This is a genomic window from Caulobacter sp. GW821-FHT10A10 (assembly GCF_059415745.1).
Genome location: NZ_JBWKNV010000010.1, coordinates 224434 through 237952 on the forward strand (window position 1 = coordinate 224434; position 13519 = coordinate 237952).

At 69.7% G+C, this 13519-nt stretch carries 12 protein-coding genes; 9 read left to right on the forward strand and 3 right to left on the reverse strand.

Features of this window, described 5'->3' with window-relative positions; all coding sequences use genetic code 11:
* Positions 1 to 106: 106 nt before the first annotated feature.
* Both AC07NS_RS24030 and AC07NS_RS24035 read left to right on the forward strand, forming a co-directional pair.
* Positions 107 to 1111, forward strand: a complete 1005-nt coding sequence (locus tag AC07NS_RS24030) for an FAD:protein FMN transferase (RefSeq protein WP_494607385.1) — start codon at positions 107 to 109, stop codon at positions 1109 to 1111.
* The gene (locus AC07NS_RS24035) at positions 1108 to 2658 is read left to right on the forward strand and encodes a flavodoxin domain-containing protein (protein WP_494607387.1); all 1551 of its coding nucleotides are present in this window, start codon (positions 1108 to 1110) and stop codon (positions 2656 to 2658) included. Before AC07NS_RS24030 ends, AC07NS_RS24035 begins: the two co-directional genes overlap by 4 nt.
* A gap of 150 nt (positions 2659 to 2808) precedes the next feature.
* Here the strand turns inward: AC07NS_RS24035 and mobA are convergent, their stop codons facing one another.
* Positions 2809 to 3345, reverse strand: coding sequence for a molybdenum cofactor guanylyltransferase (mobA, locus tag AC07NS_RS24040; RefSeq protein ID WP_494607389.1), 537 nt, complete (start codon positions 3343 to 3345; stop codon positions 2809 to 2811).
* Between the two features lie 102 nt (positions 3346 to 3447).
* On the opposite strand from mobA, the gene xylR reads away from it, so the two are divergent.
* The 6 genes from xylR to AC07NS_RS24070 all read left to right on the forward strand — a co-directional run bounded on the left by xylR (position 3448) and on the right by AC07NS_RS24070 (position 11295).
* Positions 3448 to 4503: a transcriptional regulatory XylR gene (gene xylR / locus AC07NS_RS24045; RefSeq protein ID WP_494607391.1), complete on the forward strand. Its 1056-nt coding sequence runs from the start codon at positions 3448 to 3450 to the stop codon at positions 4501 to 4503.
* A 359-nt stretch (positions 4504 to 4862) separates the two neighbouring features.
* Entirely contained in the window at positions 4863 to 6017 is a 1155-nt protein-coding gene (locus AC07NS_RS24050; RefSeq protein WP_494607393.1) for a fumarylacetoacetate hydrolase family protein, read from the forward strand.
* Positions 6018 to 6047: 30 nt separating this feature from the next.
* Entirely contained in the window at positions 6048 to 6794 is a 747-nt protein-coding gene (xylB, locus tag AC07NS_RS24055; RefSeq protein WP_494607395.1) for a D-xylose 1-dehydrogenase, read from the forward strand.
* A 132-nt stretch (positions 6795 to 6926) separates the two neighbouring features.
* Positions 6927 to 7799: a D-xylonolactone lactonase gene (xylC, locus tag AC07NS_RS24060; protein WP_494607397.1), complete on the forward strand. Its 873-nt coding sequence runs from the start codon at positions 6927 to 6929 to the stop codon at positions 7797 to 7799.
* Complete coding sequence (xylD, locus tag AC07NS_RS24065; protein WP_494607399.1) at positions 7786 to 9567, forward strand: xylonate dehydratase XylD; 1782 nt, start codon at positions 7786 to 7788, stop codon at positions 9565 to 9567. Before xylC ends, xylD begins: the two co-directional genes overlap by 14 nt.
* A gap of 159 nt (positions 9568 to 9726) precedes the next feature.
* Positions 9727 to 11295 carry a GH39 family glycosyl hydrolase gene (locus tag AC07NS_RS24070; protein ID WP_494607401.1) on the forward strand — a complete coding sequence of 523 codons (1569 nt, stop codon included), beginning with the start codon at positions 9727 to 9729 and terminating at the stop codon, positions 11293 to 11295.
* Between the two features lie 144 nt (positions 11296 to 11439).
* Here AC07NS_RS24070 and AC07NS_RS24075 read toward each other — a convergent pair whose 3' ends face one another.
* Together AC07NS_RS24075 and AC07NS_RS24080 are read right to left on the reverse strand one after the other, a co-directional pair.
* The gene (locus tag AC07NS_RS24075) at positions 11440 to 12018 is read right to left on the reverse strand and encodes a hypothetical protein (RefSeq protein WP_494607403.1); all 579 of its coding nucleotides are present in this window, start codon (positions 12016 to 12018) and stop codon (positions 11440 to 11442) included.
* Positions 12018 to 12311, reverse strand: a complete 294-nt coding sequence (locus tag AC07NS_RS24080; RefSeq protein ID WP_494607405.1) for a PadR family transcriptional regulator — start codon at positions 12309 to 12311, stop codon at positions 12018 to 12020. Before AC07NS_RS24080 ends, AC07NS_RS24075 begins: the two co-directional genes overlap by 1 nt.
* A gap of 131 nt (positions 12312 to 12442) precedes the next feature.
* On the opposite strand from AC07NS_RS24080, the gene AC07NS_RS24085 reads away from it, so the two are divergent.
* Complete coding sequence (locus AC07NS_RS24085; RefSeq protein ID WP_494607407.1) at positions 12443 to 13411, forward strand: magnesium and cobalt transport protein CorA; 969 nt, start codon at positions 12443 to 12445, stop codon at positions 13409 to 13411.
* Positions 13412 to 13519: the final 108 nt, after the last annotated feature.

Below are 13519 nucleotides of genomic sequence, written 5' to 3' on the forward strand. Positions count from 1 at the left end.
CGGCGGCGCGCACCGCGCTTGTACTCGCCCCCTCCGTCACGCTGCGTATCCGCAGCGCGCCACCTCCCCCGCTTCGCGAGGGAGGAGCCTGGACACCGCCTCCCCAATGACCCGCGTCCTCGTCCCCTTAATCTCCGAACCACCGGCCCGGCCGGTGGGCGGGGTCGTGCGCGGGTTCGACGGGGCAAGCATGGGCACGACCTGGTCGGTCAGGGCCGTGCTGCCCGCCACCACCGACCTTGCGGCCATGAGCGCCATGGTCCAGCGCGCCCTCGACCAGGTAGTCGCGCAGATGAGCGCCTGGGACCCTATGTCGGCGCTCTCCCGCTTCAACCGCTCGGCCGCCGGCGCCTGGACCGCCCTGCCCGCCGGCTTCGCGACCGTGCTGCGCCGCGCCCTCGAAGTGGCGGCCGACAGCGACGGCGCCTTCGACCCGACCCTGGGCGCGGTCACCGATCTCTGGGGCTTCGGCCCCCGCCCCTTCTCCGGCCAGCCGCCGAGCGCCGACGCGCTGGAGGCCGCCCGCGCCCCGATGGGCTGGCGCCGCGTGACGCTGGACGGCGACGCCCTGTTTCAGCCCGGCGGGCTTCACATCGACCTCAACGGCATCGCCAAGGGCTTCGGCGTCGACGAGGCCGCCCGCGCCCTCGACCGGGCCGGCGTGCGCTCCTACCTCGTCGAGGTCGGCGGCGAGCTGCGCGGCACGGGCGCCAAGCCCGACGGCCAGCCCTGGTGGGTCGAGCTGGAGCGCCCGCCGGTCGCCTCGGCCAATGACGAAGCCGCCCCGCGCACGGTGCTGGCCCTGCACGGCCTGTCGGTGGCGACCTCGGGCGACTACCGCCGCTTCTTCGACCACGCGGGCAAGCGCTACGCCCACACCCTGGATCCTGCTTCTGGCGTCCCTTGCGACGCCGGGGTGGTCAGCGTCACCGTGCTGCATGCCGAGTGCATGACCGCCGACGCCCTGGCCACAGCCCTGACCGTCATGGGACCCGACGCGGCCCTGGCCTTCGCCACCGCCCGCGAGCTGCCGGCCCTGATCGTCACCCGCGGCCCCAATGGCCTGAGCGAGCGCCTGTCGCCGGCCCTGCAGGCGATGCTCGACGAATGACCGACCTGCTTTCCAGCCTGCCGCCGGGCTCGCGCCGCCTGGTCCTGGCCGCGATCGTCGTCGGCCTCTACCTGCTGCTGTGCGCCGGAATCGCCTTGAAGGTCGCCCTGCGCAAGGCCAAGGCCCGCCGGGAGGAGAAGGCCCTGGCCGCCGGCGCCGGCGAGCCCGTGCTCGTGGCCTTCGCCAGCCAGACCGGCTTCGCCGAGGAACTGGCCCTGGCCACCGCGAAAGCCCTTCAGGCGGCGAACGTGCCGGTGCGCCTGCGCGAACTGGCCGCCGTCGAGCCCGCCGACCTGACCGGCCGCGCTCTCTTCATCGTCAGCACCACCGGCGAGGGCGACGCCCCCGACAACGCCCGCCGCTTCATCCGCGACGTGATGGCCACCGAGCCGGACCTGTCGGGCCTGAGCTACGCCGTGCTGGCCCTGGGCGACAGCAGCTACGCCCACTACTGCGCCTTCGGCCATTCGCTGGACGCCTGGCTGGCCCGCAACGGCGGATCGCGCCTGTTCGACACCGTCGAGGTCGACGACGGCGAGGCCGCCGCCCTGCGCCACTGGCAGTCGCAGCTTTCGGTGCTGACCGGCTCGACCGACGCCCCCGACTGGAGCCGCCCGGCCTATGGCCGCTGGAAACTGGCCGACCGCCGCCTGCTCAACCCCGGCTCGCCCGGCGAAGGCGCGTTCCACGTGCGTCTTGAACCGCTGGACGGCGACGTGACCTGGCAGGCCGGCGACATCGTCGAGATCGGCCCCCGCAACGCCCCGGCCGACGTGGCCGACCTGCTGGCGCGTCTGTCGCTTTCCGCTGACGCAGCCGTAAAGGCCGGCGAGGCCCAGGCGCTGGGCGAGGTTCTGTCCTGGCGGCGGCTGCCGCACGAGGAGGCGGCCATCAAGGCGCTGGCCGGAACCGCGCCCCAGGCCCTGGTCGACGCCCTACCCGCCCTGCCGCACCGCGAATATTCGATCGCCTCCCTGCCGACCGACGGCGGGGTCGAGCTGGTCGTGCGCCTGATGCGCCGCGCCGACGGCAAGCCGGGTCTTGGCTCGGGCTGGCTGGTCGAGCATGCGGAGGTCGGGTCCGAGATCGCCGGCCGCGTGCGCTCCAACCGCAGCTTCCACGCCCCGGCCGACGACCGGCCGATGATCCTGATCGGCGCCGGCACGGGTCTCGCCGGCCTGCGCAGCCACCTGAAGGCCCGCGCCGCCCTGGGCCGCAAGCGCAACTGGCTGGTGTTCGGCGAGCGCTCGGCGGCCCACGACTTCTTCCACCGGGAAGAGATCGAGGCCTGGGTCGCCTCGGGCGTGCTGGCGCGGCTCGATCTGGCCTTCTCCCGCGACCAGGCCGAGAAGGTCTACGTCCAGCACCGTCTGCGGGCGGGCGCCGACGAAGTCCGGGCCTGGGTGGCGCGGGGGGCGGCGATCTATGTCTGCGGCTCGCTGGAAGGCATGTCGCGCGAGGTCCATGCGGCCCTGGGCGAGATCCTCGGCGCAACGGCGCTTGAGGATCTGGCCGATCAGGGTCGGTATCGCCGGGACGTGTACTGAGCCGGCGAAGCCCCTCACCCTCCCATTGCTGCGCAACGGGCCCCTCCCTCTCCCTCCGGGAGAGGTGTTTTCAAAGCGAGGCGGCCCTTCTTCAACCTCTCCCATAGGGAGAGGGAGGGGCCCGCGCCGAAGGCGTGGGAGGGTGAGGGGTTACGGCCTAAGCCGATCCCGCTCCTCAGGCGTATTGGCCCCCAGGATCCGCGCCCGCGCGCCCTTCGGACATTCCAAAACCACGAGCCCCGCCCGCTCCACCAGCCGCCGCAGCGGCCAGCCCGCCTGCGCCCCCTCCGGCAACGCATCCAAAGGCAGCACCATCGGCACGGGCGACACATCGAACGTCGCGCCCGCCTCCGCCGCCAGCAGCGGCGCCAGGTCGTCCACGGTCAGGGTCGGCGCATCGACGGCCAGCACCAGCGCCCGCGCGCAGCCCCGCGCCCGCAGCGCCTCGGCCCCGGCCAGCACGCCGCCAACGGGACCGGCCCCCTCTTCCGGATCGGGAACCCAGTCCAGGCCGTAATCGCGCCCGGCGGTCAGCACCACGCTCGCGCCCGCCGCCCGGGCCAGGGCCGCGACGCGGTCGACGGCGCGCAGGCCGTCCCAGTCCAGCAAGGCCTTGTCCCGCCCCATCCGGACAGAGCCGCCGCCGCAGAGAATGATGGCCCCCAGGGGAGCATCGAACGCAGTCATGACGCCCTCCATACGCCCGCCCGGAGACCGCTACCAAGGCCGCGCTTCCCCCTGGCGCGAGAAACGGTCTAGACTCGCCCAAAAGGGACGGACTTCTCAGTCATGAACGAACGCACCGAGCGCACGCGGCGCCGCAGCAGCCAGAGCGCCACGATCCGCGACGTCGCCGCGCGGGCGGGGGTGTCGCCCATGACCGTCTCGCGGGTCATCAACCGCGAATCCACCGTCAAGGAAGAGACCCGGGCCCTGGTCGAGGCGGCCATCGCCGAACTCAACTACGCTCCCAACCCGGCCGCTCGCAGCCTGGCGGGCAGCGCCCCGTTCCGCATCGGCCTGCTCTACGACAACCCCTCGACCGGCTACCTGTCGGAGTTCCTGGTCGGGGCGCTGGACGAGAGCAGCCGCACCGGCTCGCAGATCGTCATCGAGAAGTGCGCCGAGCCGGAACTGGCCGGCGCCACCCTGGCCCGGCTGCTGAAGACCGGCGTCGATGGTTTGATCCTGCCGCCGCCCCTGTGCGAATCCCAGACCGTGCTGGCCGAGGTGAAGGCCGCCGGCGCGGCCGCCGTGGCCGTCGCGCCCGGCATGGCCAGCAGCGACATGGCCACCATCCGCATCGACAACGAAGCGGCCGCCTTCGAGCTGACCCAGCACCTGCTGGCCCTGGGTCACAAGCGCTTCGGCTTCATCAAGGGCCACCCCAACCAGACGGTCAGCCAGCAGCGGATGGACGGCTTCATGACCGCCCTCAAGGCCGCCGGCATCCCGCAGGAGAACGTGCGGATCGAGCAGGGCTACTTCACCTATCGCTCGGGCCTGGAGGCGGCCGAGCGGCTGCTGAATGTCAAGGACCGGCCCACCGCCATCTTCGCCGCCAACGACGACATGGCCGCCGCCACGGCGGGCCTGGCCCATCGCCTGGGCCTGGACGTGCCGGGCGACGTCTCGATCGTCGGCTTCGACGACACCTCGATCGCCGCCAACATCTGGCCGGCCCTGACCACCGTCCACCAGCCCATCGCCGCCATGGCCCGCGCCGCCGTCGACCTGGTGCTGGAAGAGATCCGCCGCCACCGCGACGGCACGGGCGAGCCGCGGCAGCTGATGCATCCGCATACGCTGATCGTGCGGGACTCGGCGGGGCCTGCGCCGGTTTGATCCCCTTGAAGCAAGGTGAGGAGTCAGGCGGGCGCCCGCTAATTTCTCCCGTCATTCCCGCCCTTGTGGCGGGAAACCCTGGTTCGACTGGCACGTGAGACGCCAGCGGCGTGCTGAGCACGCCGCCCCATCGGCCCTTGCGGCTGACAGAGGGGTTCCCGCCACAAGGGCGGGAATGACGGGAATCTTTGAGAAGATCGCCGGCCAGAAGGAGCGCGCAGCGCTTCTGCCAGTCCTCGCAGAACAGTTGTCAGACAACTCCCTTGCGCCCCTCCACATGTTAGCGCTAACAAGTCGGGGAGTTACGAAGCGTAGCGGGCGTTCGCAAAGATCCGCTCGCGCGACAGGGAGAAAACGCGGTGGGCGTGACGCAATACCTTCCCGAGGACTGGCGGGAAGCGACCCTTCTGGGCCGCATCGATTTCGGCCAGGGCCCGACCCCCGTCCTGATCCGCGGCGGCCACGTCGAGGACGTCAGCAAGATCGCCCCCACCGTCGCCGACCTGATGAACGCCTACGCCCCGGGCGACGCGATTCCCCGCGGCGAGGACAAGGGCCCCCTCGAAAAGCTCGACCTGCGCCCGGTCTGGGACGACCGTGAGGGCAACGCCGCCGCCAAGCTGCTGGCCCCCGTCGACCTGCAATGCCTGAAAGCCGCCGGCGTCACCTTCGCCGTCTCGACCCTGGAGCGGGTGATCGAGGAGCGCGCCCGCGGCGACGCCGCCGCCGCCCTGAAAATCCGCGAGCAGCTGTCGCAAAGCATGGGCGGCGACCTGCGCAGCGTGAACCCGGGATCCGAAGGCGCCGAGCGCCTGAAGCAGACCCTGATCAAGGACGGCCTGTGGTCGCAGTACCTCGAGGTCGCCATCGGCAACGACGCCGAGATCTTCACCAAGGGCCCGACGCTGTCGTCGATGGGCTGGGGCGACCAGGTCGGCGTCCGTTCCGACAGCCACTGGAACAACCCCGAGCCGGAAGTCGTGCTGCTTTGCGACGGATCGGGCGAGATCCGCGGCGCTTCACTGGGCAACGACGTCAACCTGCGCGACTTCGAAGGCCGCTCGGCCCTGCTGCTCAGCAAGGCCAAGGACAACAACGCCTCCTGCTCGATCGGCCCGTTCTTCCGCCTGTTCGACGCCTCGTTCAGCCTCGACGACGTGCGCTCAGCCGAGGTCGAGCTGAAGATCACCGGTCGCGACAACTTCGTGCTCGACGGCAAGTCGAACATGAGCCTGATCAGCCGCGATCCCGCCGTGCTGGCGAGCCAGGCCTACAGTCGGCAACACCAGTATCCGGACGGCTTCGCCCTGTTCCTGGGCACGATGTTCGCGCCGATCCAGGACCGCGACACCGCCGGCCAGGGCTTTACGCACAAGGTCGGCGACCGCGTCCGCGTCTCGACCCCCAAGCTGGGCGTGCTCGAGAACGAGGTGACCACCTGCGACCAGGCCAAGCCCTGGACCTTCGGCATCTCGGCCCTGATCCGCAATCTGGCCGGCCGCGGCCTGCTGTGATCCTCACCTTCCAAGTCCAGGCGTAAGCGCATGTCCTCAGCCATCTATCCCAGCCTCCAGGGCAAGCGCGTCGTCATCACCGGCGGCGGTTCCGGCATCGGCGCGGGCATCACCACCGCCTTCGCCCGCCAAGGCGCCGAAGTGATCTTCGTCGACATCGCCGTCGAGGATTCGCAGGCCCTGGTCGCCGACCTGGCCGACGCCCCGATCAAGCCGGCCTTCAAGCAGGTCGACCTCACCGACCTGGAGGCCGTGAAGGGCTTCTTCGCCGAGATCGGTCCCATCGACGTGCTGGTCAACAACGCCGGCAACGACGACCGTCACAGCCTGGCCGACGTGACCCCGGCCTACTGGGACAACCGCATGAACGTGAACCTGCGTCACATGCTGTTCTGCGCCCAGGCCGCGGCCCCGGGCATGAAGGAACGCGGCGGCGGCGCGATCATCAATTTCGGCTCGATCAGCTGGCACCTGGGCCTGGAGGACCTCGTCCTCTACGAAACCGCCAAGGCCGGCATCGAGGGCATGACCCGCGCCCTGGCCCGCGAACTGGGCCCCGACGACATCCGCGTCACCTGCGTGGTGCCGGGCAACGTCAAGACCAAGCGCCAGGAGAAGTGGTACACCCCGGAAGGCGAGGCCGAGATCGTCAAGGCCCAGGCCGTGAAGGGCCGCATCCTGCCGGCCAACGTGGCCTCGCTGGTGCTGTTCCTGGCCTCGGACGACGGCAGCCTGTGCACCGGCCACGAATACTGGATCGACGCCGGCTGGCGTTGACGTGAACCACTCCCTTCCCCCTCGATGGGGGAAGGGTCGGGGATGGGGGTGAAGCGGCGGTTCAGCCGCCACCATCGTAGGTCACCCCCACCCAACCCTCCCCCATCGAGGGGGAGGGCTCGAGGAGGAAACATGACCGCTCAACCCACCTGCGTCTGGGACCTGAAGGCCACGCTCGGCGAAGGGCCGATCTGGCATGGCGACGCCGTCTGGTTCGTCGACATCAAGGGCCATCGGGTCCACCGCTACACCCCTGCCACCGGCGAGACCGCCAGCTGGGACGCCCCCGACCAGGTGACCTTCGTCGCCCCGCGCGTCGGCGGCGGCTTCGTGGCGGGCCTGAAGAGCGGCCTGCATCATTTCACGCCCGAGCTGGGCTTCACCTTCATCTCCGAGATCGAGGACGCCGGCCTCGACAACCGGCCCAACGACTCCACCGTCGATGCGGAAGGCCGCCTGTGGTTCGGCACCATGCACGATGGCGAGGAAGCCGACAGCGGCGCGCTCTACCGGCTCGAAGCCGACGGTTCGCTCACGCAGCACGACGCCGGCATCTGCATCACCAACGGCCCGGCCGTCTCGCCGGACGGCAAGACCTTCTATCACACCGACACCCTTGCGAAGGTGATCTGGGCCTTCGACATCGGGGCCGACGGCGCCCTCTCCAACAAGCGCGAATTCTTCCGCCTGGAGATCGAGGACGCCTGGCCCGACGGCTCGGTGGTCGACGCCGAGGGCTTCGTCTGGACGGCCCTGTGGGGCGGTCGCGGCGCGATCCGCCTGTCGCCGGAAGGCCGGATCGTCCAGCGCATCGAGTTGCCGGCCATCAACGTCACCAAGCCGTGCTTCGGCGGGCCCGACCTGAAGACCCTCTATTTCACCACCGCCCGCAAGGGCCTGAGCGACGAGCAGCTCGCCGCCAACCCGCTGTGCGGCGGCCTGTTCGCGCTTCCCGTCGACGTCGCCGGCCAGCCGCAATACGAGGTGCGCCTTGACCTCCGCTAACAGAACGCCCCGCCGGTTCCGCTCGCGCGACTGGTTCGACAATCCCGACCACATCGACATGACCGCGCTCTATCTGGAGCGGTTCATGAACTACGGGATCACCCCGGAAGAGCTGCGCAGCGGCAAGCCGATCATCGGCATCGCCCAGACCGGCAGCGACATCTCGCCGTGCAACCGCATCCATCTGGACCTGGTCACCCGGATCCGCGACGGGATCCGCGACGCCGGCGGCATTCCGATGGAATTCCCGGTCCACCCGATCTTCGAGAACTGCCGTCGCCCGACGGCGGCGCTGGACCGGAACCTGTCCTATCTGGGCCTAGTCGAGACCCTGCACGGCTATCCGATCGACGCCGTGGTGCTGACCACCGGCTGCGACAAGACCACGCCGGCCGGCATCATGGCCGCCACCACGGTCAACATCCCGGCCATCGTGCTGTCGGGCGGTCCGATGCTGGACGGCTGGCACGAGGGCGAACTGGTCGGCTCGGGCACGGTGATCTGGCGCTCGCGCCGCAAGCTGGCGGCCGGCGAGATCGACGAGAACGAATTCATCGAGCGCGCGGCCTCCTCGGCCCCCTCGGCCGGTCACTGCAACACCATGGGCACGGCCTCGACCATGAACGCGGTCGCCGAAGCCCTGGGCCTGTCGCTGACCGGCTGCGCGGCGATCCCCGCCCCGTACCGCGAGCGCGGCCAGATGGCCTACAAGACCGGCCAGCGGATCGTCGACCTGGCCTATGAGGACATCAAGCCCAAGGACATCCTGACGAAGAAGGCCTTCGAGAACGCCATCGCCCTGGTGGCGGCGGCCGGCGGCTCGACCAACGCCCAGCCGCACATCGCCGCCATGGCGCGCCATGCGGGGCTCGAAGTCACCGCCGACGACTGGCGAGCGGCCTACGACATCCCGCTGATCGTCAACATGCAGCCCGCCGGCAAGTATCTGGGCGAGCGCTTCCACCGGGCCGGCGGCGCGCCGGCGGTGCTGTGGGAACTGCTGCAGCAGGGCCGCCTGCACGGCGACGTCCTGACCGTCACCGGCAAGACCATGGCCGAGAACCTGCAAGGCCGCGAGACCAACGACCGCGAGGTGATCTTCCCCTACGCGGAGCCCTTGGCCGAAAAGGCGGGTTTCCTCGTTTTGCGCGGCAACCTGTTCGACTTCGCGATCATGAAGGCCAGCGTCATCGGCGCAGACTTCCGCGAGCGCTACCTGTCCAAGCCGGGCCAGGAAGGCGTGTTCGAGGCCCGGGCCATCGTCTTCGACGGTTCGGACGATTATCACGCCCGCATCAACGATCCGGCCCTGAACATCGACGAGAGCTGCATCCTGGTGATCCGCGGCGCGGGTCCGATCGGCTGGCCGGGCTCGGCCGAGGTGGTCAACATGCAGCCGCCGGATCACCTGCTGAAGAAGGGGATCATGAGCCTGCCGACCCTGGGCGACGGGCGCCAGTCGGGCACCGCCGACAGCCCCTCGATCCTCAACGCCTCGCCCGAGAGCGCGGTGGGCGGGGGCCTGTCGTGGCTGCGCACCGGCGATACGATCCGCATCGACATCAACACCGGCCGCTGCGACGCCCTGGTGGACGAGGCCGTGATCGCCGAGCGCCGCAAGGAGGGCATCCCGGCCGTGCCGGAGACCATGACCCCCTGGCAAGAGATCTACCGCGCCCACACCGGCCAGCTCGACACCGGCGGGGTGCTGGAATTCGCCGTGAAGTACCAGGACCTGGCGGCCAAGCTGCCCAGGCATAATCACTAACTACAAAACACCTCCAGAGAGGTCGTCATCCCGGAAAGCCCGGAGGGCTTATCCGGGACCCAGGGGCCGGCGCACTGCGGCTCCCCCTGGGTCCCGGCTCTCCGCTTCGCTGCGGCCGGGATGACGAACTGAATTGGTCAAAAAGGAAGGAAGACGCCCATGTTCTCGCGCCGCCGCCTGATGGCCGCCGCCGCCAGCCTGACAGCGCTGCCGGTCCTGCCCGCCTTCGCCGCCGACCAGAAGCGCGTCATCGCGCTGGACGTCGCCAAGGCCACGACCCCGGTCGACCGCTTCTTCGACCTGTCCATCGGCTCGGACTATCCCGGCACCCTGCTGCGCGACGACAGCCTGGCCCAGCTGAAGACGGCGTCGGACGAGCTGAAGTTCCGCTACATCCGCTTCCACGCCATCTTCCACGACGTGCTGGGCACGGTGAAGCGCGGTCCGGACGGCAAGATCGTCTACGACTGGACCAAGATCGACCAGCTCTACGACCGCCTGCTGGCCATGGGCCTCAAGCCCTTCATCGAGCTGGGCTTCACGCCCGAGGCGATGAAGACCTCGGACCTGACGATCTTCTGGTGGAAGGGCAACACCTCCCACCCGCAGTTCGAGCCCTGGGCCCACCTGATCGACGCCTTCGTCAAGCATCTGCGCGCCCGCTACGGCGAGGCCGAGGTTCGCACCTGGTTCTTCGAGGTCTGGAACGAGCCCAATCTCGACGGCTTCTGGGAGAAGGCGGATCAGAAGGTCTATTTCGACCTCTACGCCCTGACCGCCAAGACCATCAAGGCGATCGACCCCACGCTCCGAGTGGGCGGCCCATCGACGGCCGGCGCGGCCTGGGTTCCGGAGTTCCTGGCCTACTGCAAGGCCAACAATGCGGCGGTCGACTTCGTCACCACCCACACCTACGGCGTCGAAGGCGGCTTCCTCGACGAGAACGGCAAGGACGACACCAAGCTGTCGCCCAATCCCGACGCCATCATCGGCGACGTGCGCAAGGTGCGCCGCGAGATCGAGGCCTCGGCCTATCCGGGCCTGCCGCTCTACTTCACCGAATGGAGCACCAGCTACACGCCGCGCGACCCGGTGCACGACAGCTATCACAGCGCCGCCTACATCCTGGCCAAGCTCAAGGGCGTCAAGGGCGTGGTCCAGGGCATGAGCTACTGGACCTACAGCGACCTCTTCGAAGAGCCCGGCCCGCCGACCGCGCCGTTCCAGGGCGGGTTTGGCCTGATGAACCCGGAGGGGATCCGCAAGCCCTCGTGGTTCGCCTACAAGTATCTGGCGGCCCTGCGCGGCAAGGAAGTTCCGTCTACGGACAATAGCGTTCTGGCGTCGGTGGACGGCGGCAAGGTCGCGGCCCTGGTGTGGGACTTCACCCAGCCGGTGCAGCCGACCAGCAACCGCTCGTTCTACACGAAGGTCCAGCCGACCACCGATGCGCCGGCCGCCGCGCTCAGCGTCGCGGGCCTCAAGCCCGGCCGCTATCGGCTTAAGGCCCAGCGCACCGGCTTCCGCGCCAACGACGCCTACACGGCCTATATCGAGCTGGGCCTGCCGCAGAAGCTTGACCCCGACCAGGTGAGCAAGCTTCAGGCCCTGACCACCGGCAAGCCCGAGGTCGACAAGACCATCACCGTCGGCAAGGACGGCGTGGCGAAGATCGACTTCGCCATGCGCCGCAACGACCTGGTGCTGGTGACGCTGGAACAGGCCTGAAGATGCTCCCCCTGAAGGGGGGGAGCTGTCGCGAAGCGACTGAGGGGGAAATTGCTACGACGGCTCCGCAGCCGCTTCCCCCTCCGGCCCTCCGGGCCACCTCCCCCTTCAGGGGGTGGGTTTAGTCGGCGCGATCCCGGCCGTTCATCGCGCGATCCTCACCGTCCGCAGCCGACGCAGGCCGGCTACGGTCAGCAGGCCGACAAAACTCATCAGCGTCATCTCGGTCCCTATGACCAGATAGGCGACGAGGGCGTCGGTGAGGCTCGACCCGATGGCCGAGCCCCGCACGGCGAACATGACCAGGCTGATCGCCTGCGATCCCATGCCGATCACCAGGGCCGACAGCAGTTTGCGGTCGGCGCGCCAGGTCCCGACGACGAGGCCGGCCAGCAGCGGCGCGCCGACGATGACCACGGGCAGAAGCCTGAACACCAGCTTCGGCTCGCCCGGCCTGAAGGCGGCCAGGGCGGCGATGACCAGCGGCATCGCGGCCATGACGATCAGCACGCCGACGGCCAGAGACGCCGCATAGCCCGCCTCGCCGGCGGCCCGCCAGCGCAGGCTCGTCGCCAGGCAGCCCAGCGCCCAGGACAGCCGCCCCGTCGCGAGCGCGGCGAACTCGGCCTTCATGGCGTGCGCCCACTCCTCGTGCGCGACGGGGACCTTGCGGGTAGCCAGCGCCATGATCGCGGCGGCCAGGTCGTTTCGGCGTTCGGTCATCAGATGCCTCCCAGGGCGAGCGTGGTGGACGGACGGCGGGCCGCGGCCAGGGCCGAGCGACCGGCGCCGGTGATGCGATAGGCGTGACGGGCCGGGCGGCCGGGGCGCTCGGGCTCCAGCCAGCGGCTCTCCAGCAGGCCGCGGTCGGCCAGCCGGATCAGGATCGGATAGAGGCTGCCGGACTTCAGGCCCGTGGCGGCCGAGACCTCCAGGCCATAGAGCCACTCGTGCCCGTGCAGAACCTCGAGCACGGCCAGGGACTGGGGTGAAAGCTTGCGGGGTGCGGCGGGCATGGACGTGCTCCGTTCCGACGCCGGTTTGGGCGTCGATGAAAACTCTACATATGTTGCGAAGATCGTCAAGCGGCGCCCTTGCCCCCGCTCCGCGTTCACGCCATCTGCGCAGCAACATTGCAGGAGCCCGCATGAGCGTCGTCGCCGCCTACGCCTATGTCGATGGAAAGCGCGTGCGCGAGCTGCGGCTCGACGACCCCGACGGCCTGACGCCGCGCAAGGGCGAGTTCGTCTGGATCGGGCTTGTCGAACCGACGGAAGACGAGCTGCGCGTGCTGCAGGAGCGCTTCGACCTGCACCCGCTGGCTGTCGAGGACGCCCTGCACGCCCGGCAGATGCCCAAGGTCGACCTCTATGGAAACCAGCTGTTCGTGGTCGCCAAGACCGCCCAGCTGGAGGCCGGCCGGGTCGTGTTCGGCGAGACCGAGATCTTCGTCGGCGACCACCACCTGATCAGCGTGCGCCACGGCTCGGCCCGCGCGCACCTGGAACTGCGCGCCCACCTGGAGGCCACGCCCGCCCTGCTGGCCAAGGGCGGCGACTACGTGCTGCACGCCATCCTCGACTTCATCGTCGACGGCTACCTGCCGGTGGTCGACGCGGTCGAGGAAGAGTTGGCGCAGATGGAGCACCGGGCGCTGGACGCCTTCCTCAGCCGATCCGAGATCACCCGCCTCTTCACCCTGCGGCGCGAGCTGACCAAGTTCCTGCGGCTGCTGGGACCCATGGCCCAGGTCGCCGGCTATCTGGAGCACCACGACACGCCGTGCATCGACGCCGACGTGAAGCCCTATTTCCGCGACGTGCGCGACCACATCGCCCGCATCGACCTGCTGATCGGCAGCCTGGGCGACGTGCTCAACTCGGTGTTCGAGGTCAGTTCGCTGCTGGAGCAGCAACGCCAGGGCGTGATCACCCGCCAGTTGGCCGCCTGGGCCGCCATCCTGGCCGTGCCGACGGCGGTGGCCGGGATCTACGGCATGAACTTCGAGCACATGCCCGAGCTGAAGTGGGTGTTCGGCTATCCGGCGGCGGTCGGCCTGATCGCCATCGTCTGCGCCCTGCTCTACCGCCGCTTCAAGAAGGCGGGGTGGCTTTAGGGGTCAGCAAGAAGATGCTCCCCCTCTGGGGGAGCTGTCGGCGAAGCCGACTGAGGGGGCCAGCGCCGCGCTTACCCCCTCCGGCCCTCTGGGCCACCTCCCCCAGAG

Coding starts and splice junctions, on each gene's coding strand:
- AC07NS_RS24080 (WP_494607405.1), bottom strand. CDS start 12,311: ATGCCCGCCGCACCCCGCAAGCTTTCACCCCAGTCCCTGGCCGTGCTC.
- mobA (WP_494607389.1), bottom strand. CDS start 3,345: ATGACTGCGTTCGATGCTCCCCTGGGGGCCATCATTCTCTGCGGCGGC.
- xylB (WP_494607395.1), top strand. CDS start 6,048: ATGTCCTCAGCCATCTATCCCAGCCTCCAGGGCAAGCGCGTCGTCATC.
- AC07NS_RS24075 (WP_494607403.1), bottom strand. CDS start 12,018: ATGACCGAACGCCGAAACGACCTGGCCGCCGCGATCATGGCGCTGGCT.
- AC07NS_RS24070 (WP_494607401.1), top strand. CDS start 9,727: ATGTTCTCGCGCCGCCGCCTGATGGCCGCCGCCGCCAGCCTGACAGCG.
- xylR (WP_494607391.1), top strand. CDS start 3,448: ATGAACGAACGCACCGAGCGCACGCGGCGCCGCAGCAGCCAGAGCGCC.
- xylC (WP_494607397.1), top strand. CDS start 6,927: ATGACCGCTCAACCCACCTGCGTCTGGGACCTGAAGGCCACGCTCGGC.
- AC07NS_RS24085 (WP_494607407.1), top strand. CDS start 12,443: ATGAGCGTCGTCGCCGCCTACGCCTATGTCGATGGAAAGCGCGTGCGC.
- AC07NS_RS24035 (WP_494607387.1), top strand. CDS start 1,108: ATGACCGACCTGCTTTCCAGCCTGCCGCCGGGCTCGCGCCGCCTGGTC.
- AC07NS_RS24030 (WP_494607385.1), top strand. CDS start 107: ATGACCCGCGTCCTCGTCCCCTTAATCTCCGAACCACCGGCCCGGCCG.